At 66.5% G+C, this 18,753-nt stretch carries 20 protein-coding genes; 12 read left to right on the forward strand and 8 right to left on the reverse strand.

Features of this window, described 5'->3' with window-relative positions; genetic code table 11:
• Positions 1–336: 336 nt before the first annotated feature.
• From A4X16_RS05675 to A4X16_RS05705, 7 genes are all read right to left on the reverse strand, one after another.
• Positions 337–2,232: a helix-turn-helix domain-containing protein gene (locus A4X16_RS05675; protein WP_067117726.1), complete on the reverse strand. Its 1,896-nt coding sequence runs from the start codon at positions 2,230–2,232 to the stop codon at positions 337–339.
• A 243-nt stretch (positions 2,233–2,475) separates the two neighbouring features.
• Positions 2,476–2,727 (reverse strand): hypothetical protein, encoded by a 252-nt coding sequence (locus tag A4X16_RS05680; protein WP_067117872.1) that lies wholly within the window; start codon positions 2,725–2,727, stop codon positions 2,476–2,478.
• Between the two features lie 79 nt (positions 2,728–2,806).
• The gene (locus A4X16_RS18400; RefSeq protein WP_067117729.1) at positions 2,807–3,157 is read right to left on the reverse strand and encodes an ArsR/SmtB family transcription factor; all 351 of its coding nucleotides are present in this window, start codon (positions 3,155–3,157) and stop codon (positions 2,807–2,809) included.
• A gap of 96 nt (positions 3,158–3,253) precedes the next feature.
• A complete protein-coding gene (locus tag A4X16_RS05690; RefSeq protein WP_137772176.1) occupies positions 3,254–3,556 on the reverse strand; it encodes a helix-turn-helix domain-containing protein in 303 nt (100 codons plus the stop codon).
• A gap of 15 nt (positions 3,557–3,571) precedes the next feature.
• Positions 3,572–5,056: a PQQ-binding-like beta-propeller repeat protein gene (locus A4X16_RS05695; protein WP_067117734.1), complete on the reverse strand. Its 1,485-nt coding sequence runs from the start codon at positions 5,054–5,056 to the stop codon at positions 3,572–3,574.
• Positions 5,053–6,147: a M15 family metallopeptidase gene (locus A4X16_RS05700; protein WP_067117737.1), complete on the reverse strand. Its 1,095-nt coding sequence runs from the start codon at positions 6,145–6,147 to the stop codon at positions 5,053–5,055. Before A4X16_RS05700 ends, A4X16_RS05695 begins: the two co-directional genes overlap by 4 nt.
• Positions 6,144–6,458, reverse strand: a complete 315-nt coding sequence (locus A4X16_RS05705) for a hypothetical protein (protein WP_181800771.1) — start codon at positions 6,456–6,458, stop codon at positions 6,144–6,146. The genes A4X16_RS05700 and A4X16_RS05705 overlap by 4 nt, the downstream gene beginning before the upstream one ends.
• 300 nt (positions 6,459–6,758) lie before the next feature.
• Here A4X16_RS05705 and A4X16_RS05710 point away from each other — a divergent pair, with 300 nt between their 5' ends.
• The 12 genes from A4X16_RS05710 to A4X16_RS05765 all read left to right on the forward strand — a co-directional run bounded on the left by A4X16_RS05710 (position 6,759) and on the right by A4X16_RS05765 (position 17,983).
• Positions 6,759–7,412, forward strand: coding sequence for a DUF6668 family protein (locus A4X16_RS05710; RefSeq protein WP_147251370.1), 654 nt, complete (start codon positions 6,759–6,761; stop codon positions 7,410–7,412).
• A complete protein-coding gene (locus A4X16_RS05715; RefSeq protein ID WP_067117746.1) occupies positions 7,409–7,690 on the forward strand; it encodes a hypothetical protein in 282 nt (93 codons plus the stop codon). The genes A4X16_RS05710 and A4X16_RS05715 overlap by 4 nt, the downstream gene beginning before the upstream one ends.
• Positions 7,691–7,704: 14 nt before the next feature.
• Entirely contained in the window at positions 7,705–8,469 is a 765-nt protein-coding gene (locus A4X16_RS05720) for a hypothetical protein (protein WP_067117749.1), read from the forward strand.
• A 5-nt stretch (positions 8,470–8,474) separates the two neighbouring features.
• Positions 8,475–9,809, forward strand: a complete 1,335-nt coding sequence (locus A4X16_RS05725) for a hypothetical protein (protein ID WP_157559997.1) — start codon at positions 8,475–8,477, stop codon at positions 9,807–9,809.
• Entirely contained in the window at positions 9,802–11,313 is a 1,512-nt protein-coding gene (locus A4X16_RS05730) for an SCO6880 family protein (protein ID WP_067117755.1), read from the forward strand. The genes A4X16_RS05725 and A4X16_RS05730 overlap by 8 nt, the downstream gene beginning before the upstream one ends.
• Entirely contained in the window at positions 11,313–12,998 is a 1,686-nt protein-coding gene (locus A4X16_RS05735; protein ID WP_197491782.1) for a hypothetical protein, read from the forward strand. The genes A4X16_RS05730 and A4X16_RS05735 overlap by 1 nt, the downstream gene beginning before the upstream one ends.
• Positions 12,998–14,743: a type IV secretory system conjugative DNA transfer family protein gene (locus A4X16_RS05740; RefSeq protein ID WP_067117762.1), complete on the forward strand. Its 1,746-nt coding sequence runs from the start codon at positions 12,998–13,000 to the stop codon at positions 14,741–14,743. The genes A4X16_RS05735 and A4X16_RS05740 overlap by 1 nt, the downstream gene beginning before the upstream one ends.
• Positions 14,736–15,116, forward strand: coding sequence for a DUF4913 domain-containing protein (locus A4X16_RS05745; RefSeq protein ID WP_067117765.1), 381 nt, complete (start codon positions 14,736–14,738; stop codon positions 15,114–15,116). The genes A4X16_RS05740 and A4X16_RS05745 overlap by 8 nt, the downstream gene beginning before the upstream one ends.
• 14 nt (positions 15,117–15,130) lie before the next feature.
• Positions 15,131–15,796 carry a hypothetical protein gene (locus A4X16_RS05750; RefSeq protein ID WP_067117768.1) on the forward strand — a complete coding sequence of 222 codons (666 nt, stop codon included), beginning with the start codon at positions 15,131–15,133 and terminating at the stop codon, positions 15,794–15,796.
• Between the two features lie 6 nt (positions 15,797–15,802).
• Complete coding sequence (locus tag A4X16_RS05755; protein WP_067117771.1) at positions 15,803–16,201, forward strand: A1S_2505 family phage non-structural protein; 399 nt, start codon at positions 15,803–15,805, stop codon at positions 16,199–16,201.
• A gap of 241 nt (positions 16,202–16,442) precedes the next feature.
• Positions 16,443–17,081 (forward strand): hypothetical protein, encoded by a 639-nt coding sequence (locus tag A4X16_RS05760; RefSeq protein ID WP_067117774.1) that lies wholly within the window; start codon positions 16,443–16,445, stop codon positions 17,079–17,081.
• Positions 17,078–17,983, forward strand: coding sequence for a CPBP family glutamic-type intramembrane protease (locus A4X16_RS05765; RefSeq protein WP_067117778.1), 906 nt, complete (start codon positions 17,078–17,080; stop codon positions 17,981–17,983). Before A4X16_RS05760 ends, A4X16_RS05765 begins: the two co-directional genes overlap by 4 nt.
• An 84-nt stretch (positions 17,984–18,067) precedes the next feature.
• Here A4X16_RS05765 and A4X16_RS05770 read toward each other — a convergent pair whose 3' ends face one another.
• Positions 18,068–18,313, reverse strand: coding sequence for a hypothetical protein (locus tag A4X16_RS05770; protein WP_067117781.1), 246 nt, complete (start codon positions 18,311–18,313; stop codon positions 18,068–18,070).
• Positions 18,314–18,753: the final 440 nt, after the last annotated feature.

The raw sequence follows: 18,753 nt of genomic DNA on the forward strand, positions 1-18,753 counted from the left end.
GTGTCCGATATTCGGGTGCAGGGGCCCTCGGCCCTTGCCCTAGCGGAGCGAGAGGGCCTCGGCCCGTCTTCTCTTCCTCCCCCACGTTTTTTCGCCGTGGAGGCACTCCGTGCCGACTAGGGAGGGCTGTTCTGAGCGCGAGAGACCGTGGAATACCGGACTGAGCGCAGCGAGGGAGGATATGCCGCGAAAGCTCTCGCGCTCGGGGCTGACCGACCGCACAATGCCACAGGCTCTATGGCGAAAATGTGGCGCCACCGGCGCCAGACAGCGGCCGCGTGCGTCCGGCCTCCACGAGGGCGTAGCCCTCGCCTCGAGCTGGGAGAGCCGTTCGGGTCATCCGGTGAGCTGCGCCTCGAGGAACGTGGCCAGGTCGCGCGCGTTGAGCCGGGCCGCTTCGAGTCGACGTGCGGTCTTGTGGTCGTACCGCTGGTTCGGTCCGCGTGGGTATCCCACGCGTTCGTGGACAGACTGACCGGGCAGCTGCAGAGCGCTCGGGTGAGCGCGTCGGCCTCGACGCCTCTTGCGATGCGCCTGGTGCTCCTCATGCATGATCAGCCGCCACTTCGCCCACACGATCCGCTCGACGTCGTACCGCCTCGCGCGATCGGCCAGGTACCCGTCGACGAAGAGGCGGACAGCGATCGGCTGCGGGTCGACGTCCTTGGCCGCCGTCCAGGAGCCGTCGACGAGGCGGACGAGTCCGTGGCTGTGCAGACGGTGCAGCAGACGGCGGACGGAGGCAGCGGTGAATCCGGTGCGGAGGGTGAGATCTGCCACAGTCCAGGAACCTCCGGGCAGCAGTTGGAGGTGGAGGTAGCCGGCGGCACGTCCGAGAGAGCCGGGAGCTGCGTAGATGTCCTGGTTGAGTGCGGTAGTTCTCAGGGTCAGCTCACGGAGGAGGGCGGTGCGGGCGGGGGGCATACGCCCTTGTGACAAATCGGGTTCGTGAGGATCTGTGGAGAACTTTTCGGAGAGGGTGTACCGAGCCCCGTGCTCGCCTTCGGCCTGGGCGGTGCGCCGGATCCAGCCGGCGTCCTGCAGCGCGCGGAGGGCGTTGTGGGCTGTCTGGCGGCACCAGCCGGTCTCCAGTGCCAGACGGCGGATGTCAGCCTCGATATCGAGTGAGACGGCTTGTGCCATGTACAGGCAGAGGGCGTCGAGAATGGCGCGGTGCGCCGTGGAGCCTCGTGCGGCCCTGTGGGCCGTGGAGCCGCGGTCGGCTCCCCACATACCGGGGAGCGCGTCAGCGCGCTCCTGGACGCGTGTGAGGGCTGCGACGACGTGATTTTCTCGCTGAGGGAAGGTGGGGTCGTCGCCCTGACCGTTAGAGGGGTTTGCGGCGGCGTAGTAGACGGCCATTCGCCAGGCCCCATCGATGACGTGTCGCTGTCCCGCCTCGGTGCGCGGCACGCGGGTGCCGACGTGGCGGCGTGTGCGTGCGTGCTCGAGCGCGGGGGCGGTGCGTGCGAGCGCGGCGACGTCGGCGCGGCGCCAGCGGGCGTTCGCGGCCGCGAGGAAGATCTGCGCCATGGTGGCGGAGGTGTCCGCGGCCGGGGGAGCGGCGAGGATCTCCCGGATGCGGGGGGACAGGTCGCGGCGTTCGCCGGCGAGGTAGGGGTGCCCGTCGGCGTCAGCGTCGACGTCGCGGGGACGGGTGGCCTGTGCTGCCGGCGGCAGCTCCACGCCTTCCTCGTCCAGCCACACGTCCAGGTCCTGGAGGCGCTGCGGGGTCGTGGTGGGCCTCAACAGCACCTCGACCGGTCCCAGGGGACGGGAGTGCCCGCCCGCGCGGTGTGGCGACAGCGGCGGCCGAACCGCACCGGTCGCGGGGTTCGTGAGCGGCGAGAGATCCAGAGAGGGCAGAACGGTCCGCGCTCGGCGCGCGAGCTGGTTCACGGTGCCAGCGTCAGCGGGCGCGGTGAGCGCGATCCAGACGTGGCGGCCGCCAGAGGGGCCGGACTCGCAGACGAGATACGCGATCGCGAGCTCGTCGAGCCACCGGGTCAGTCGGCGAGCATCTTTCGCCGGGTTTCCGCCCTTGGCGTCCAGGTCGAAGCACAGGTACCGGAATCCGCCGGCGGTGTCGGTGAGGGGGAGGGCCCAGGGGCCGTCAGGGGCAGCGGTGCTGTCGGACGGGTAGGTGGCGGTGTAGCTGTTCGTGAAGTCGCCGTGCGCGTCGCGGACGTCGACGCGGACGCTGCGTCGACGCGTGAGCTGGGACAGCGACACGGTGAGATCCCAGGCAGACTCCGGTGTCCCCCAATCGGAGGACACCCCGCGGCGTGTCGCGTCTAAGACGGCATGGAAATCTGCGTCAAGTGGCGTTATGATGGGGTCAACTCCTTTCGAGGTAGCGCATGACGAAGCCCCGGTACCCTCCGGTTCTTCACTTCTCGATCCGTGTCCGTCGCCAAACATCTACGGGTCGAAATACTTGGGAGAAACCCGCCGCACATGCGGCGGGTTCTTTCGTTAAGCGGCTGGCACGCGCAGCATCCCGTCTTTGAGTGGCCGTTCGGGGAACCAGGTGGGACGCCCATAGGCGTCGAGCGGAAGGTGCTCGACCATGAGGTCGAACAGCTCCGACGGCGAGATCTCGAGTTCCTGCGCGAGCGCTTCCCAGCGCTTCTTGCTGGTGAGCTCGACCTCGTAGCCAAGGTTGGTCGGCTGTACCATCGTCCCTCTGGGACGGCGGTAGGTCCGCCGCTTCTTTTCGTCAGCCATGCAGTCAGTTAACCCCAAGGTCAGGGTTAACACCGGCGCGACACTCCGGGCCTTCAACCCGTACTTGAAACCCGGCATCTCAGCTGGCGTCGTCGCCCGTCAGGGGCTCTCCGAGGAGGTACTTCGAGTACTCGCGGAGTTCGCGGCGGATCGCCTCGCGATCGGCTGCGTATCTGACCCGCTGCCCGTTGCGGTCGTCGCGTGCGTCCGAGGTGACAATGCCATCAGCTTCAAGCTCGCGCACGTGGTTGAAGATCGTGCGGTGCGAGGCGCCGCCGAGGGCCTTCTCGATTTCGCCTGTCGTCATGGGCTCGGGGTTGGTCGCTAGGAGCCGCACGATGGCCGCTCGGATGGGGTTCGCACCAAACACTTTGACCGCCCTCGCTGGTTCAGGAGGCAGCGGCTGATCGGGAGATGCGTAGCGAGGCATCTGCCAAGTCTGCCGTAGCCGGTTCTGAGGCTATCAAGCAGGCAGGTTAACTGCAAGCTTGCAGAAGGTTTGCAATCTCGCAGGCGGCACGCACCGCTACTCTCCGAGGAGTTCGGCGTGCAGCGCGGCGAGAATCTGGCGGACGCGGGTCTCGTTGACGGTGTAGCGAAAGTTGCGCCCGGTGCCGCGCTTCTCGGGCGGCACATCGATGGTGACGACGTCGAGCTCGACGAGGGTACGCAGGACGCGGCCCAGAGATCCTCGGGGAGTGTCGGTGCCGGCGAGGATGTCGGAGAGGTACGCACCGGGGTTCTCGCGGATGTACTCGACCACGCGGAGGTGTGCGCGGTTGCGCACCAGGTTGACGGCGTCGTCAAAGAGATTTGGGGTAGCAGGCATGCGGCTCAGCATCCTTTAGGGTGCGGGCGTGGCGGTCGGGTCGCCAGGGCCGGTTCGTCGAGGGAGGGCGTACAGGTAGGTGGTTTCGACTTTGTCTGCGACGATCCAGGCCATCTCGGTGGTGATCCCGCTGGGTGCTATCGGGTCGAGCGGGAGTTCTCGGGTAGTGAACGGGGTCACCTGTGGCTGGTCATCGCTGACGTTGGTCCAGCTAGCTTGACGGCTGGCTGTCCCGTACACAATGGTGCCAGTGATTGCGGTGGGCGTGAGGTTGCCGAGCGGTTGAACGCTGGGATTGGTGCCGTACCGGATCCAGACGTTGCCGTAGGTGAGGGTGGTCCCGTCGATCGCGTGCAGCGGCACGGAGTCACTGCGGATGCCGCTCGTGCGGGTTTCGGCCTGGGAGAGGGTTTCTCCCGTGGCGACGTCGACGGCCGCGACGATGCTCTGCTGCCCTTCGGTGCTCCACACGGCGATGAGGGTGGTGGCGTCGGCTGCGGAGACGTTACTGAGCTCGGTGGTCCCGTCGGGGCGGGTGTACGGGGTCTCGGACACGTCGCCGTCGACGGTGATGGTGTAGATCGTGGTGTCGTCGACGGCGATCACGCCGGCGTCGGTGGTCATCACGGGGCGAGCGGTGACGGGGATGTCCTGTCGGGTGATGCCGTCAGCGGTGACGAAGCCCACGGTCTGATCGGGGAGGACGATCAGCGGTTCGGTACCGAGGAAACTTACGTCGGCACCGCGGGGGAGGTCGTAGTCGACGGAGTCGACTGTGCTGTCTTCGACGTAGAGCGGCCAGACGGTGAGGGCGTTGGAGCGCGAGGTCGCGAGGACCTCGTATCCGCCGATTGTGGTGGCCGCGAGCTGCGCGCCTCCACGAGGGGAGCCGTTGCCTTTCCAGACCGTCTTTCCGGTGTCGGGATCCAGAAGCCGGAGATCTCCGGCTTCGGTGGTGACCGCGACACGTCCGTCCGGGAGGAAGGTGGGTTCGGTGTTGGAGCGGATCGGCACGGCCCACGCTGCCGTCTGGTCGTATCCGGGAGGAGAGAGGACGGCGAGCTGTTCTCCGACACCGGGCGGCGGCGCGATGGTGGCCGTCGGCGTCGGTGCAGGCCTCGTCAGTGCGATCGCGACCGGCGTGGCTGCGCCGATGACGACGAGGCCGGCGACGGTGACGATCGAGGCGATGACAGCGCGTCGACTGACGCGCCGGTTGCCGATCGCCATTTTGCCGTCGTGCACCTGGTCGACGATGACGTGTGTGGTGCCGTCAGCTTCGACGACCATCCGGTCTGTGCCGTCGGGGGTGGCGGCGATGACGCGGACAGCGTCGTGTCCGTCGGCCTGCAGGATGCCGGCGACGTGGTCGATCGCCGCATCGGTGGCACCCTCGCCGGTGGCGATGGGTACACCGTCGAGAGTGACGGCGCCCTCGGCGTCGACCTCGAGGCGGTAGACGGGGTAGGGGGGAACGGTGGTCAGATCGATGTCGCTCATGCGGGGATGGTCTCCTCAATGCCCCAGAATTCCCAGTGCCAGGCTTCGTCGGGACCTGGTCCGCCGGGTTCGGCCCAATCGGGGTGCACCCAGCCGTAGCGGGGGGCGTTGGCTTTCAACCACAGGTAGATCGGGTGAGAGAATCTCAGCCGATAATGGCTGCGGTCGCCGACGTCGATAGCGAGCGCCCATCCGTGGTTGGAGGTGCCAGGCTCGGCGGCCTCATCCCCGTAGATCGCTTTGGCCTCGACCTGGCCGGCGTAATCCCGGTACCCGTCGTTGATGGGCAGGTCATAGCCGAACTCCGCCCGGAAGGCGTTGTTCATCGCGATCAGGTTGGCGACGGCGTCACCGCGCAGGGTGTAGTTCGGCGCCCAAGGAATGGGGGCGAGCAGGCTCTCGTCGATGCGGCCGTTCTCGAAACCGCCCCACTGGCCGGGGGGATTCTTCCCGGGCGGGAAGTTGCCGTTATTGCCGATCGGGTTCGCGCACTGGGCTGCTTCTGCCCCGTTACCGGGGTCGATGTTCACTTCCGCGAGAGCGGCGGCGACGTCGACGGCGTCCTCATAGAACTTCTCGTAGTGGTACGGGTCGTCGTTGCCCTGCACCTTGTGGGCGGCAATGCTCGGCTCCATCGATTCCCACCCGGCGACCTCTGCCAGCCGGGTCAGGAAGGTGCGGGATGCCGTCGCCGGATCCGTGACTTCCTCCCAGGTTCCCCACCCTTGGGACACCTGCTGCTGGAAGAGACCGCCACCGTCCGCGATAGAGCCGTCCGGGTTGGTGGCGTCGTCGTCGTGGTTGAGGTTGATCAGCGACGATTCGCCCATAGCAGTCATCACGCCGATGACCTGCGCCTTGACGGGCAGCTTCAGCTCCGTGGCGGCGTTCATGATGATCGCCGCGTTGACCAGCTGCTCGCCCTTCCAGGTGCCGACCTCGTCGACGGGCAGGTTCTCGATGTTCACCTCGTAGTCGATCGTGGGGAACTTCCCCCCGGGGAGGGAAGAGCACGACGTGGCGATGAGGACGAAGATCGCGATGAGCGGGATGCAGATGACACCGCAAACGGCGGCGGCTGCGCCCTTCATCCCAGATCCGCCGGGGGAGTGAGGCGGTCCACGAACCAGGATGGTGTGCCGTTCCCGTGTCCGTCTCCCTGACGGATGAGTTCGATCGTGTACTGGCCGATGTCGGTGGGCACGAGCACGCTCATCTGATTGAAGTTCGGGGCACTGGCGACGACACCGGGGCCCGTGACCTGGGAGGGGCGAACCCTGGCGGGGTTTGTGCCCTCGTAGGCCAGCAGGGCGTCGTTGGTGAGCATGGGAGAGAGCTCGGCCCACCACTCCTCGTAGGAGCGGTTGTGGTTCGCGAAGCTGGTCATGGCTTCCTCAGCCACCCGCACCCCGTCGTCGAGCGCGTCCGGCGCGATGGTGCTGGTGGGCGCGGGCTGGGCCGTCGCTGTGTCCGTGGGTGACGGGCTCGGGTTAGGTGTTGGTCCCGCGTCGGTGCATGCCGATAGCGTGAGCATGAGACCAACGGCGACGACGCTGATATGGGAAGTTCTCGGCTTCCGCGTCATATTCCGCGAGTTTCGGCGTCTACTAGATGACGGTTTCGTCATTTTCCCACCCCCCGTATCTGACTCATCCTTGATACTATAGGATCGCATTAGATCCTGTACACGAGGGGGGCTTCGATGACAGATACACCGACGACCCGCGTTAACCCGTTCCATCGGGTGCGCGGCGCCGAGCAGAGCGACGCCGATGTCGACCAGCTGCGCGGCGAGGAACTCGTGGGTCCGCCGACGCCAGAGTCTGCGCCGTCGGTTCCGCATCCGCTCGAGCAGGTCTTCCCGACGATCCCCGAGGCGCCTGGTGCTCTCGTGTATGTCATCGCACTGCACGGCGGCGCGGGAGCCTCGACGATCGCGGGCCTGATTCGTGAGCAGGCTGCGGATCTGCCGGGGGAGGCTGCCCGCGAAGGACATCGGGCCTGGCCTATCTCCTCGTATTCCGGTATGCCGATGAACGTTCTTGCGGTGGCACGCACTCACTATCACGGCCTCCAGACGGCAGAGAGATTCGCGCTGGCATGGGCTGCGGGGGAGTACCGGGACAGCCGGCTGCTGGGAATCGTGCTCGTCGACGACGGCCCACAGCTGACCAAAGCGCAGCTCAAGGCCGTTGAGCGCATCGGCCGGATGACGCCGCACGGGTGGCGGGTTCCCTGGGCCGAGGGATGGCGCCTGGCCGAGCCCACTCTCAAGACCTCTTCTCCTCGCGTCCGGTGGACCATCGGACGCATTCGCAAGCTTGCTCAAACCCCGCCTACGGAAGGAAAGAAATGAACACTCTGATTGAGGTCGCGACCGCGATCACCGGCGTCCTGCCCAACCCTGAGCCGGAGCAGCCTCCGGGCACGGAGGGCGTATCCACGCTGATCAACTGGCTTGCCTGGGGTGCGCTCATCCTGGGTCTTGCCGGCTTCCTCGCGAGCGCCGGGTACCTCGCATTCGCCGCATTCACGGGCCGCGAGATCCAGGGCTTCAAGGGCCTCGTGATCGCGCTCATCGTGTGTGTCCTCGTCGGCGCTGCCGGCGGCATCATCGCAACGTTCACCGGCTGAGCAGGGGAGAGATCATGAGCGACGACAACAGCGATAGCAACCGCGGCCTGGTCAAGTTCAACGCGTGGTGGCTGGCGGCAGCGATTTTGGTGCTCGCTGTCATCGCCGCTCTCGTACTGGTGCTGACCTTCGGCGGCAGGGACAACCCCGAAGGGGGCACCTCGCCATCAGGCGCACCGTCGACACCGTCCGCGCAGCCGGGCGAGGACGAGTCGACTCCGCCCGAGACAGGGGGTGTCTGCGACCTGCCCTCGGGATCAGACATCCCCACGGTCGGACCCGACGCCGAGTGGGTCAACCGCATGGGACTGCTCACCCCCACGTCGAGTGAGTATGCCGCGGCATCGGCCGACGACACTCTCTGGGGCTGCTTCGCTCCCTCACCGACGGGAGCACTTTTCGCGGCGACCAGCTTCATGGCTGGGCTACAGGAGAGCACTGATGCCGATGCATTCCGGGCTTTCGTCGAAGATGCGGCCGTAGACAACAACGGGCGGGCTCCGTTTATCGAGGAGAACGCCTCACTGGCTCGTTCGCCCGAACCGGGTCGCACCGCTCAGATCTCGGGTTTCCGGTTCGACAGTGTCGAACCGGAGGAGGTCGTGATTCGGGTCGGCATGAGCCAGAGTGCTGGGTCCGAGACGGTGACCGCCTATGTGTCGTTCACCCTTGTCTGGGACAGCGAGAGGGATACCTGGCTGGTCGATGTCGAGAGAATCACTCTCCGCCCCACTCTCGACCCGTTGGCCGGATACACGGACTGGAGCGCTTCGCAATGATCCGCATGGCAGCTGAGGAAGAGGAGTGCCAGGTTTGGGACGCACTCTGCTGGGCTGGCGAGGGCATCAGTGACGCTGCCAATAGCGCGTTCACGGATTTCGTGCGTGATATCTGGAAGCTGCTGATCGATTTTCTCGGGTGGATCAACTCGTTCTGGGTGGGCATCCCGAGCGCGGATGTGACAGCCCCGGCGATTGGTCAGATCAACGGGTGGATGGGCTGGTACACGGCCGCGATTGCACTGATCGGACTTCTTATCGGTCTGGGTCGCATGGCGATCTCGAACGACTTCAAGTCCGGTCTGCCGGCGGTCAAGATGGTCGTGAACCTCATCCTGGTCACGGGCGTGTACGCGGTGGCGTTCGCGGGTCTGACGACGGCGGGCGACCAGTTCGCGCCGTGGATCATCCAGAAGGCGACGGGGGAGGAGCTGAGCCTGTCGGGCATGCTGTCTCTCTCGGAGATGATGCTGATATACCCGGGTGGCGGGCTGTTCCTCGCGATCATCGGCCTTCTCGGCGCCGTGGTGAATGTCCTGTTCATGGTGATTCAGGGTGCTCTCGCGTCGACGATGTTCGCTCTGCTGCCAGCGGTGGCCGCGGGGAGTGGGACCGAGATGGGGTCGAACGCATTTCGTCAGCTGCAGGGCTGGTTGCTGGCCGTGATTCTGTTCAAGCCGGTGGCTGCGATCATCTACGCCTTCGGGATGATGCAGATGAAGAACCCGCCGGCGATCGAGGGCCTCGATGACATCGGGAAGTCGATCTACAACGCCTGCGTCGCCATGGTGATTCTCGGCATGGCGGCCCTCGCTCTGCCGGCACTGATCAAGTTCCTGGTGCCGGTGGCAGCGGCGGCAACCTCGAACGCGTTCTCGGGTGGCGCGGCGGTCGCTGGCGTTGCTGCAGCCGGGTCGGCCGTCGTGATGGTCGGGGCGGTAGCCGCGACCGGTGGAGCGGCTGCACCGGCCGCGGGCGCTGCTGCAGGAGCCGGTGGTGCCGGCGCCGCGGCCGGTGGCGCCGCATCGACTGCAGCTGCAGGTGGAGCGGCTGCCGGAGGCACCGCGGCGTCGACGGGCGCTGCTACCGGGGGAGCGGCGGCGAGCGGAGGAACGGGCGCTGCTACGGCGGCCGAGTCCGGTACGTCGGCCGCCGCATCCTCGCCGTCGACGAGCCCGGGCGGTGCGGCACCTGCCGCTGTGGACAGCGGTGGAGCTGCGCCCTCGAGCGGCGGTAGTTCCTCTGGGTGGAATGCGGCGGGATCCGCGATGAACAGTCTCGGCAGCTCGGCATCGAGCAGCAGTAACGGAATTGACGAACAGGGGTCGAACGATGAGTAGCAATGACACCACGATGGTGGAGCACGGCAACATCGTCATGCCCGCCAAGCTCGGCATCGGCGGGCTGGGTGCGGGTGTGACGTTCGGGTCTATCCCGTTCGCACTCGTCCTCATTGGATGCATCGTGCGCGGCTGGTGGCTTGCTGCCGGCATCATCACGCTCCTCGGCGTGGCCGCGGCGGTAGTGACCGTGGTCACCGTCAAGCAGGGCCGCAACTGGTATCGGCGCAAGGCGAACCGCATGGCATTCCGCGCTGCGGAGCGTCGCGGCGACACGCTTCTGGTTGCGGGGCCCGCGGGACGGATCCCGGATGGGAGCTTCCGTCTGCCGGGCCTGCTGACGGCGTCAGAGCTGAGCGAGCACAAAGACAGCTACGGCAACCCGTTCGGGATGATCCGTCTCGCCACAGCGACGACAAAGCACTACACCGTGGTGATCGAGTGCTTCCCCGATGGGGACTCACTCGTGGATCAGGACAGGATCAACCGGCAGGTCGCCCATTGGGGTGGCTGGCTCGCGCAGCTGGGTGTGGAGGATTCGATCGTCGGCGCATCTGTCACGATCGAGAGCGCGCCGGACTCTGGCCTGCGGCTGCGGCGCATGGTCGCGGAGAACGTGTCTGACCACGGCAGCGACTTCTCCACCGCTGTTGTCGGTGGCCTCGCGGACACGCTGTCGGGCGGTGCTCCTCAGCTGAGCACGCGTCTGGCGCTGACGTTCAATGGCACGGGTCTGGAGTCGAAGAACTCCGATCGGGGCGTGCAGGAGATGGCGGACGAGATCGGCAACCGCCTCCCGGTCCTGTTGGCTTCGCTGGGCATGACGGGAGCTGGCACCGGGGCGCAGGCGTGCACGGCGCAGGACATCGTGGACTTCACCCGCGTGGCGTACGACCCGACGGTGTCGGCCCGCGTCGAGCAGGCCCGCCAGGAGGGCGGGACAGGCCTGACCTGGTCGGAGGCCGGCCCTGCGTTCTCCGAGGCGAAGTACGACCGGTACTACCACGACCGTGGTGTGTCGAAGTCGTGGACGATGTACGAGGGTCCGCGATCAAAGTTCTACGCGACGGCGCTGCGCCGCGCATTCGAGCCGATGAAGGGCGTTCTCCGCAAGCGGGTGACGATCCTGTATCGTCCGATCCCCGCTGGGGATGCGCCGGATGTGATCGAGGCCGAGATCAACAACGCGCAGTTCAACTCGTCGACGAAGCAGCGCGCGACGGCCCGGCAAAAGAACCGCATCCGGTTCGCGAACAAGGCGGCCGAGGAAGAGGCCGCGGGTGCGGGTCTCATCCGGTTCGGCATGATCATCACCACGACGTGCCGGACGAACGATGAGTTCCCGCGTCTGGAGAAGGTCATCCCGTCGCTGACGAATCAGGCGCGCCTCAAGATCCGTGAGGCGCTGGGGAACGAGGACGTGGCATTCCTCGCGGGCCTGCCCCTGGGCGTGGTTCTGCCCGCGCACATGACGTTGCCCGATCAGATTAGGGACTGGCTGTGATGACGATGACGACGACAAGAGCGCAACGACGACAGACGGAGGCGGGAGAGCTGCGGCTGACCCCGCGTGAGGCAAAGCGCCTGGAGCACAAGGTGCGACCCCCGGCTGTCACTCCGCTGCAACGCTGGCTGCAGTTCCTCGACCGCACCCGAACGCAGCGCCGCCGTGCGCTGGGGCGTGCGGGGCGTCGAGGCTGGCGTACCAGCGGCACGGGGCGGATGCCCTGGATCGAGCCGCTGCCGGAAGCACAGGGCACCACGGTGCAGGTGTGCGGTCTCTGGCCGTTCATCGCCGGTTCGAGCGACCTTCCCGTGGGCGTCCCCCTCGGGAAGAACCTGCTGAAAGGCACGGTGGTCTGCGCCGATCCGATCAGTTGGTTCCTCGCCAATCTGATCAACCAGCCCTCGTGCTTCGTTCTCGGCCGTCCCGGCCTGGGAAAGTCGACGCTCGTACGTCGCATCGTGACGGTGCTGGAGGCCTGGGGGCACATCCCGATGGTCCTCAGCGACACGAAGCCCGACTACGTGGATCTGATCGACGCGATGGGCGGGCAGGTGTTCCACCTGGGCCCTGGCCAGGAAGTCATCAACATCCTCGATTTCAGCCAGTTGCTGAGCGAGCTCGAGCAGATCCCCGACGACATCACCCGTGGCGACGCGCCGCGGCGTGAGGCTATCGACGCGATGAAGCGGCGTCGGGCCACTCTCGTGACGGGTCTGCTGGAGCTGGGCCGTGATGCCCGGATCAGCGAGAAGGAACGCAGCATGGTCGTGGAGGGCCTGCGCATCCTCGATGAAGAATTCGACATCGAGAAGGAAGGCCGGCAGCCGCGGATTAGCGACCTGGTGGCCCTGGTGCGCTCTCGTCACCCGCGCCTCGCCGCGATCGCGCAAGACCGTGGCGATGAAGAACGGTATGCGGAGCGCACGGAGCTGCTGCTGGACGGTCTGATTGCGTTGACCTCGTCGGGTGTGTACGGGTCGATCTTCGACGGTGATAGCACCGTGCAGATCGAGGCCGGTCGGCCGGTCGTGTTCGATCTGTCGTCGATCGATGACGGCGACCTGACCCTGCAGGCGGCCGTGCAGGCCGTGTCGTGGTCGTTCGGGTCTGCGGTCGTCGACGCGGAGAAGTACCTCGCGGATGCCGCCCTGCGGCCCCGCCGTCACTACTTCCTGGTGATGGATGAGCTGTGGCGCATGCTGCGCGCCAGTTCGGCGATGGTGTTCTTCGTCGACGCGCTGACGCGTCTGAACCGTGCACGCGGTATCGCACAGGCGATGATCACGCACACGATGGATGACCTCAAGCTGTCGTCTGACGAGCTGACGACGATCGCGTGGGGCTTCGTGGCCCGGTCCGCGATGGTGTTCATCGGCGGGCTCGCGCAGTCCGAGATGGGGAACCTGGAGCAGGTGTTCGCCATGTCGGCACGCGAGAAGTCGATGATCATGGACTGGAGTGCCGACGGGTCGCTGAACCCGCACACGGGCACACAGGCGGTCCCGCCTGGGCGAGGAAAGTTCTTGCTCAAGATCGGAAAGAAGCCGGGGACACCGTTCGAGGTGGAACTCACGGCTGCAGAGATGGACGTGAACAACACGAACCGGGCCTGGACGACAGCGGCAGAGCGGTTCCGTGCGAACGCGGCACGCGTTACCGAGACGCTGGAGGAGGCGGCCTGATGCGCCCGAACCGGCGGGCACAACCTCTCGCGGCCGACACCGGGTGGCTGGTGATCGGCGGGGTACTCGCGGTGGCGATGTTCGTCGGGGTGCTGGGCTGGTTGGCTGCGCTCACCAACCCCGGCGTCGACGAGCTCGGCCGGCGTGACCCTTTCACGGTGCTGGCGGCTGTTCTGACAGGGAAGCTGTCGCCGGCGCCGCTGCAGGTCGTGATCTTCCTGCTCGGGCTGATTGTCCTGGGGGTGGCGGCCGCCGCGATCGCCACGCTGGCGCTGCGGCGCCGGTCATCGGGATCCCGGGTCGACCACAAGGCGGCGTCGATGGGACAGATCCGCGAGCTGGATGAGATGACGCAGAAGAAGGTCGCGGAGGACACCGCCCGTCTCGGCGCAGAAGGCGCAGCGGACGGTGTCCCGCTCGGCCGACACATCCCGTCCGGCAAGTTCCTCTTCGGCACGTGGGAGTGGGTGCAGATCTGGCTCATGGGACCGCGTGCGGGCAAGACGAGCTGCGTGTGCGTGCCGCAGATCCTGGAGACGCAGGGGCCGGTGTTCGCGACGTCGAACAAGCGAGACATCGTCGACCTCACCCGCGGGCCGCGATCGGAGATCGGCCGCATGTGGATCCACGACGTGCAGGACATCATCGGGGCGGAGCCCACCTGGTGGTGGAATCCGCTGTCGTTCGTGACGAACTTCGAACGTGCGGAGAAGCTTGTCGACGTGTTCGTCTCGGCCGCGCAAGAAGCTGACGCGAAGGAAGATGCGTACTTCGGGCCGGCCGGCCGGGAGACACTCGCGCGGTTGTTCCTCACCGCTGCGGTGACGGGGAGACCCATCACTGACGTGTACCTGTGGGCGATGGATCCCAGCGGGCGGGATCCCGAGATCGGAGATCCGTCTGTGCTGCTCGTCGAGGACGACTACACGCAGGCACAGGGCCTCTCGAAGACGCAGACGCTCACGGAGAAGCAGCGTGACGGCGTGTACGGCACGGTGCGGACCTTTATCGGCGTCCTGGCCAACAAGAAGGTGCTCCCGTGGATCACGGACACCGACGGGCGACCGCACTTCGACCCGTACGACTTCGTCAAGTCCACCGACACCGTCTACGCGATCTCTCGCGAGGGCGGTGGTAGCGCCAGGGCGATCACCGCGGCGCTGACGATGGCGGTCCTCACGGCCGCCGAGGAAGTCGGTTCCCGGATGCGTGGCGGCCGCCTCGCAACACCGTTGATGGCGGTCCTCGACGAGGCCGCGAACGTGTGCCGGTGGCGAGACCTGCCCGACGTGTATTCGCACTACGGCAGCCGCGGCATCATCGTCTCCACGTTCTTCCAGTCCTGGCAACAGGGCGTCGAAGCGTTCGGCATCAACGGGATGGACAAGCTCTGGGGAGCCGCGAATATTCGCGCCTCGGGCAGCGGCCTCGCGGACGATAAGTTCCTCCCGCACCTGTCCCAGCTGATCGGTGACCACGACGTGGTGCACCGCACCAGCACCCAGCAGCACGGAGGCCGGTCGACGACGACCAGTATCAGCCGCGAGCGGATCTTCGACGTCTCGGAACTCGCAGCGATGCCGCGCGGCCGCGCGGTGATGATCCCCGCCACACAGCCGGCGACGCTGTTCGCGCTCGAGCACTGGTCGGCGAAACCGTACGGCGAGAAAGTGGCCGCGAGCCGCGACTACTACGAAGCGCAGGCGGTCCAGACGGGACACCTCGAGGAGACATCGAATGTCTGATTACGACGACGAGACCCCGGATGAGCCCGAGGTCGAAACGTACTACCCGAACGTGTATATGTGGGTCGAACACTGGCTGTTGCCGCACTGGAAGCGTGACCTGTCCCCGGCTCGGTGGGATGCCCGCTGGTGGGAGTACACCGAGGTCCTCAGCCGGTTCGAGGCCCTGTGGCGGGCGTGGGAGTTCCTGCGCCTTGAAGGGCCGACCGGTATGGCGGTCTTCTTCCGCGACTACCTCGACACGGCCATGCCGATCATCACGGCGAGCGATGGCCCGTTCTGGCGTGTCGAGAAAGTCTCTCGAACACGCACGCTGCCCGAACAGTGGCCGAGCGAGCTTCCCTCGCCTGAGGACATGCCCGACCTGGTCTGACCGGAGCTGACGCGATGCTGTTCTACGACATCTTCTTCCTCGTCCTGGCGGCGGTGGGAGCCGCTTTTCTCCTGGTGCCTGTCTTTCGGGATCCCGGGATGGCACGCCGCAAGCGCGTCACCCGCTGGGTCCACGCGATCGGCCTGTGCCTGGTGGCGGTGTCTCTCGTGGCCGTCGGCCGAACGTCGGCCGAGTGGGCCGCGTTTCTCGTCCTCGCCGTCGTGGCCGTCTGGGCACTGGTGATCCTCGCGCTCCGCCTCCAGGACCGCATCGAGCAGACTCGGGGGCTCAGGGCAGATGCCACGCTAGGTCAGCTGGCCGCACCGACGCCGATCTCCGCGACGCGGGCGTTCTTCCACTGGATCGCATGGTCAGTGGGAGGGGGCACGGTCCTCCTGCTGGCAGTGATGGTGCTCGGCGGGATCCTCGAACCCGAACTGACATCGTCCGTGATGAACGTACCGGACGCGTGGAAGCTGATCCTCGGTGCCGACATCCTGATCATCGTGGCGGCCGGGATCGGCGTGCTGATCCAAAAGCTCACGCGTGATGAAGCGGTCCGGTACCACGAGGCCCTGACGGAGGGCATCACCGCCCGGCTGCGGGCGGAAGAAGCCGCCGGCTACGGCAAGGGGTATTCGGACGCGCTGTCAGGAACCGCACCAAACGAAGGCAGCTAAGTACCCATGGGACTGTTTTCGCGGCGCGGTAGGGCAGAGCTGATCACCGATCTGCGGCCGGGGGAGATCTTCGTGTTCGGATCGAACGCTGCGGGCTCTCACGCGGGCGGCGCCGCCCGACAGGCCGTGCGAGACTTCGGCGCCATCATGGGGCAGGCTCACGGACTCCAGGGCCGCTCATACGCGCTGGTGTCGATGTCTGGTCTGGATGTGATCGCGGAGGAAACCGCCACGTTCTATGCGTTCGCTCGCACGCATCCAGAGCTGACGTTCTTGGTGACGGAGATTGGGTGTGGCATCGCTGGCCACACCCCCACAGAGGTCGCGCCATTGTTCGCCGGAGCTCCGCGAAACGTCGTCCTTCCGCGCTCATTTATAGAGCTTCTTGAGGGTACGCATGAGTGAGTCGGGAGAGCGGGCTCGTGCAGCTGCTTTCGGACGGCAGCGCGCGCAGGCCGAGCAGAGAGAGGCACAAGCGATCCTCGATCGGATACCGCCGCCGTGGTACCGAGTGGCCGCTGCGCGTGCGCATCGTCGCGCGGCCGACGAGGCGCGGGTCAGCTTCGAGCGTGCACGGTACGAAATCGGAGAGCACGAGAATGCTCTCGCGCATCTCGGTGCCGGCGCAGATCCGGACGAGTGGGGAGTGTTCAGCCTTGCCCCCGGCGTCAGCCTGGAGGCGACTCTCGCCCGGCTTGAGGCAGGGCGATACGAGAACGCGGATCTCGCGGGCGCTGCCGCCGCATTGCGGCCGCTCGTGGCTCCCGCGCGCGCGTCGACCGTTCTCGGTGACGCTGCCGCGCGGAAGGAGATCGAACGGGCAGTGGCCGCCCTGGCGGCGCGGGCACCCCGCAGGCTCGTGCGCGAGCTCATCGACCATCTCCCCGCCCGCGAGCGGCCGTTGCCGGCACGCGCCGAGGATCTCGCTCACTACGGCAGGTACAAGCTGCTCGTCACCGAGAGCGCGTCAAAGATCCGCCTCGACGACATCGTGATGGGCTCGGTGCGGGGGAGGGGCTTCGGCAGCTCACTCCTGCAGGAGCTATGCCGGTACGCAGACCATCGCTCCCTGCCGATCGTATGCACCATGATGACCGACTACCCGGACCTGCCGCGGGATGCGTCCCCGGAGGAGTACAAGGCGGCCCAGCGGACCGCTGAGCGTCGCCTGGCCGGGTGGTACCACCGCCATGGCTTCCGGTCCTCTCGCCCCGTCGACGAGTGGAAATCCCGCACGGATCTACGGCGGGAACCCGGCCCCCACGAACGGAAGGAAACGACATGACCGAGAACACGACAGTCCCAGAGAAACCCGCGCGCACGACGCTGCGCGACGCGCTGCGACAGATCCGGGATGAGATCGCGGCACAGTTCGCGATCGACCGCACCGGCATCACACGCCGAGAGGTCCCTGCCCGGGCGAAAGCCGCAGCCTGGGCCGCGATCGCCGGAATCTACCTCGTGGGCTGGAGCGAAGGGGTCCGGGTTGCTGTCGTGATGCTGCTCGGATGGACTCCTGCGCCCGACACGTGGCCCACGGGTACCGTTGCCACCGCCACGGCGGGCATCGTACGACAGATCGCCGTGGTGTTGATGGCGGCCGCGTTGATCTGGGCGTTTCGTCGGTACGCGGGCGCTGAGGTACAACGTGCCACCTGGAGGACCAGCGTCAAGACGTTCCCCGTCGGCTACCTCGCCGTGTTCATCGGATTCACCCTCGCGGGGGCGCTCAGCACGGTCTTCGGGTTGCCGTCCAACGAGTTCGATCTTGCGCCGATCGATGACCCGCTTCTGCACGTTCTCAATATCGTCAACGATGGGATGGCCGGCCCAAGCGAGGAGCTGGCCCTTCTCGCGCTCGTCGTCGTTGCGCTCCGTGCCACCGGGCACAGCTGGACTGTGGTCCTCATCGCGGCGATTGCTGTGCGGGTGCCCTTTCACCTGTACTACGGCTGGGGTGCGATCGGCCTCGCCGCCTGGGCCCTCCTGATGGTTCTGCTGTACCGCCGCACGGGAGCTATCGTCGCCCTCATCCTCGAGCACGCCACGTTCAACATGCTCACTTACGCCGGCGCCATCGGATGGTCACTCAAGCTGATCTTCACGCTGTCTGGCCTCGTGGTCGTCGGCGTCGTCTTGACTAAAAGCATCGCGCAGCGAGAGAAGGCCGCAGCGGAGAAACCGTAGTGCGCTCGGCACACGTCGAGAGAGGGCCCCGCCAGCTCGGCGGGGCCCTCTCTCTTGAGTTCTGCCGGACAGCCCGCGCGGTGGTTACTCCCCAATTTCTCCGATGTGCTCGCCAGAGAGAGCGCGTTTGACGAGCTGCGCATGCTCGGCAGACACCGGGAACTGGATCTCGGCGCCGTCTGGGAAATGCTCGTCCCCGGCACTGACCATGAGAAGGAAGTCGCCACTCGGGTACTGCGTGATGGTGAGTGATCCGCTTGTCAGCGACGGCTCCCCGTCGATGGTGCTCACCGGCCAAGTCAACGTGATCCGAAGGTTGTCGTTGTCCATCTATACTCCGAGCGGTGCGACGGATGCTGCGGCCGAGTGGAACGCCGCATACCGCGGCCGCCGCGTCGTTCATCCGGGACGCGAGGCGACCGAGGTCGACCCGCAGATGTACGAGCAGATGAACACCGAGCTGGGTGCGCTGCGCGAGCGGCTGCGCAGCGTTCCCGTCGACGATCGCGAGACGTGGGCGCGTGTCGCACGGCACACGGCAGGCCGAGCGAGCGCAGAGGCTCGGCTCGGTTCACGCCAAGGGTCGTCACGGCGTCTCCGGTGCGTGCGGCGAGTTCGGCGACGTTGATCAACGCCGACTGTTTACTGGGCGTGTCTGCGTAGTGACATCTGCAGCATGTAGCGGGATGTTCTTCGACAAGGGTGCAGCGGCGAGTCCATCCCGTCGATGATGTAGAGCGCCGTCGCCGACGGCAAGCCATACTCACAAC

This window comes from Microbacterium sp. H83 (assembly GCF_001650405.1).
Lineage (GTDB): Bacteria > Actinomycetota > Actinomycetes > Actinomycetales > Microbacteriaceae > Microbacterium.

Coding starts and splice junctions, on each gene's coding strand:
- A4X16_RS05715 (WP_067117746.1), top strand. CDS start 7,409: ATGAACACTCTGATTGAGGTCGCGACCGCGATCACCGGCGTCCTGCCC.
- A4X16_RS05730 (WP_067117755.1), top strand. CDS start 9,802: ATGAGTAGCAATGACACCACGATGGTGGAGCACGGCAACATCGTCATG.
- A4X16_RS05690 (WP_137772176.1), bottom strand. CDS start 3,556: ATGCCTGCTACCCCAAATCTCTTTGACGACGCCGTCAACCTGGTGCGC.
- A4X16_RS05735 (WP_197491782.1), top strand. CDS start 11,313: ATGACGATGACGACGACAAGAGCGCAACGACGACAGACGGAGGCGGGA.
- A4X16_RS05720 (WP_067117749.1), top strand. CDS start 7,705: ATGAGCGACGACAACAGCGATAGCAACCGCGGCCTGGTCAAGTTCAAC.
- A4X16_RS05745 (WP_067117765.1), top strand. CDS start 14,736: ATGTCTGATTACGACGACGAGACCCCGGATGAGCCCGAGGTCGAAACG.
- A4X16_RS05725 (WP_157559997.1), top strand. CDS start 8,475: ATGGCAGCTGAGGAAGAGGAGTGCCAGGTTTGGGACGCACTCTGCTGG.
- A4X16_RS05700 (WP_067117737.1), bottom strand. CDS start 6,147: ATGAAGGGCGCAGCCGCCGCCGTTTGCGGTGTCATCTGCATCCCGCTC.
- A4X16_RS05755 (WP_067117771.1), top strand. CDS start 15,803: ATGGGACTGTTTTCGCGGCGCGGTAGGGCAGAGCTGATCACCGATCTG.
- A4X16_RS05750 (WP_067117768.1), top strand. CDS start 15,131: ATGCTGTTCTACGACATCTTCTTCCTCGTCCTGGCGGCGGTGGGAGCC.
- A4X16_RS05680 (WP_067117872.1), bottom strand. CDS start 2,727: ATGGCTGACGAAAAGAAGCGGCGGACCTACCGCCGTCCCAGAGGGACG.
- A4X16_RS05740 (WP_067117762.1), top strand. CDS start 12,998: ATGCGCCCGAACCGGCGGGCACAACCTCTCGCGGCCGACACCGGGTGG.
- A4X16_RS05770 (WP_067117781.1), bottom strand. CDS start 18,313: ATGGACAACGACAACCTTCGGATCACGTTGACTTGGCCGGTGAGCACC.
- A4X16_RS18400 (WP_067117729.1), bottom strand. CDS start 3,157: ATGCCTCGCTACGCATCTCCCGATCAGCCGCTGCCTCCTGAACCAGCG.
- A4X16_RS05695 (WP_067117734.1), bottom strand. CDS start 5,056: ATGAGCGACATCGATCTGACCACCGTTCCCCCCTACCCCGTCTACCGC.
- A4X16_RS05765 (WP_067117778.1), top strand. CDS start 17,078: ATGACCGAGAACACGACAGTCCCAGAGAAACCCGCGCGCACGACGCTG.
- A4X16_RS05710 (WP_147251370.1), top strand. CDS start 6,759: ATGACAGATACACCGACGACCCGCGTTAACCCGTTCCATCGGGTGCGC.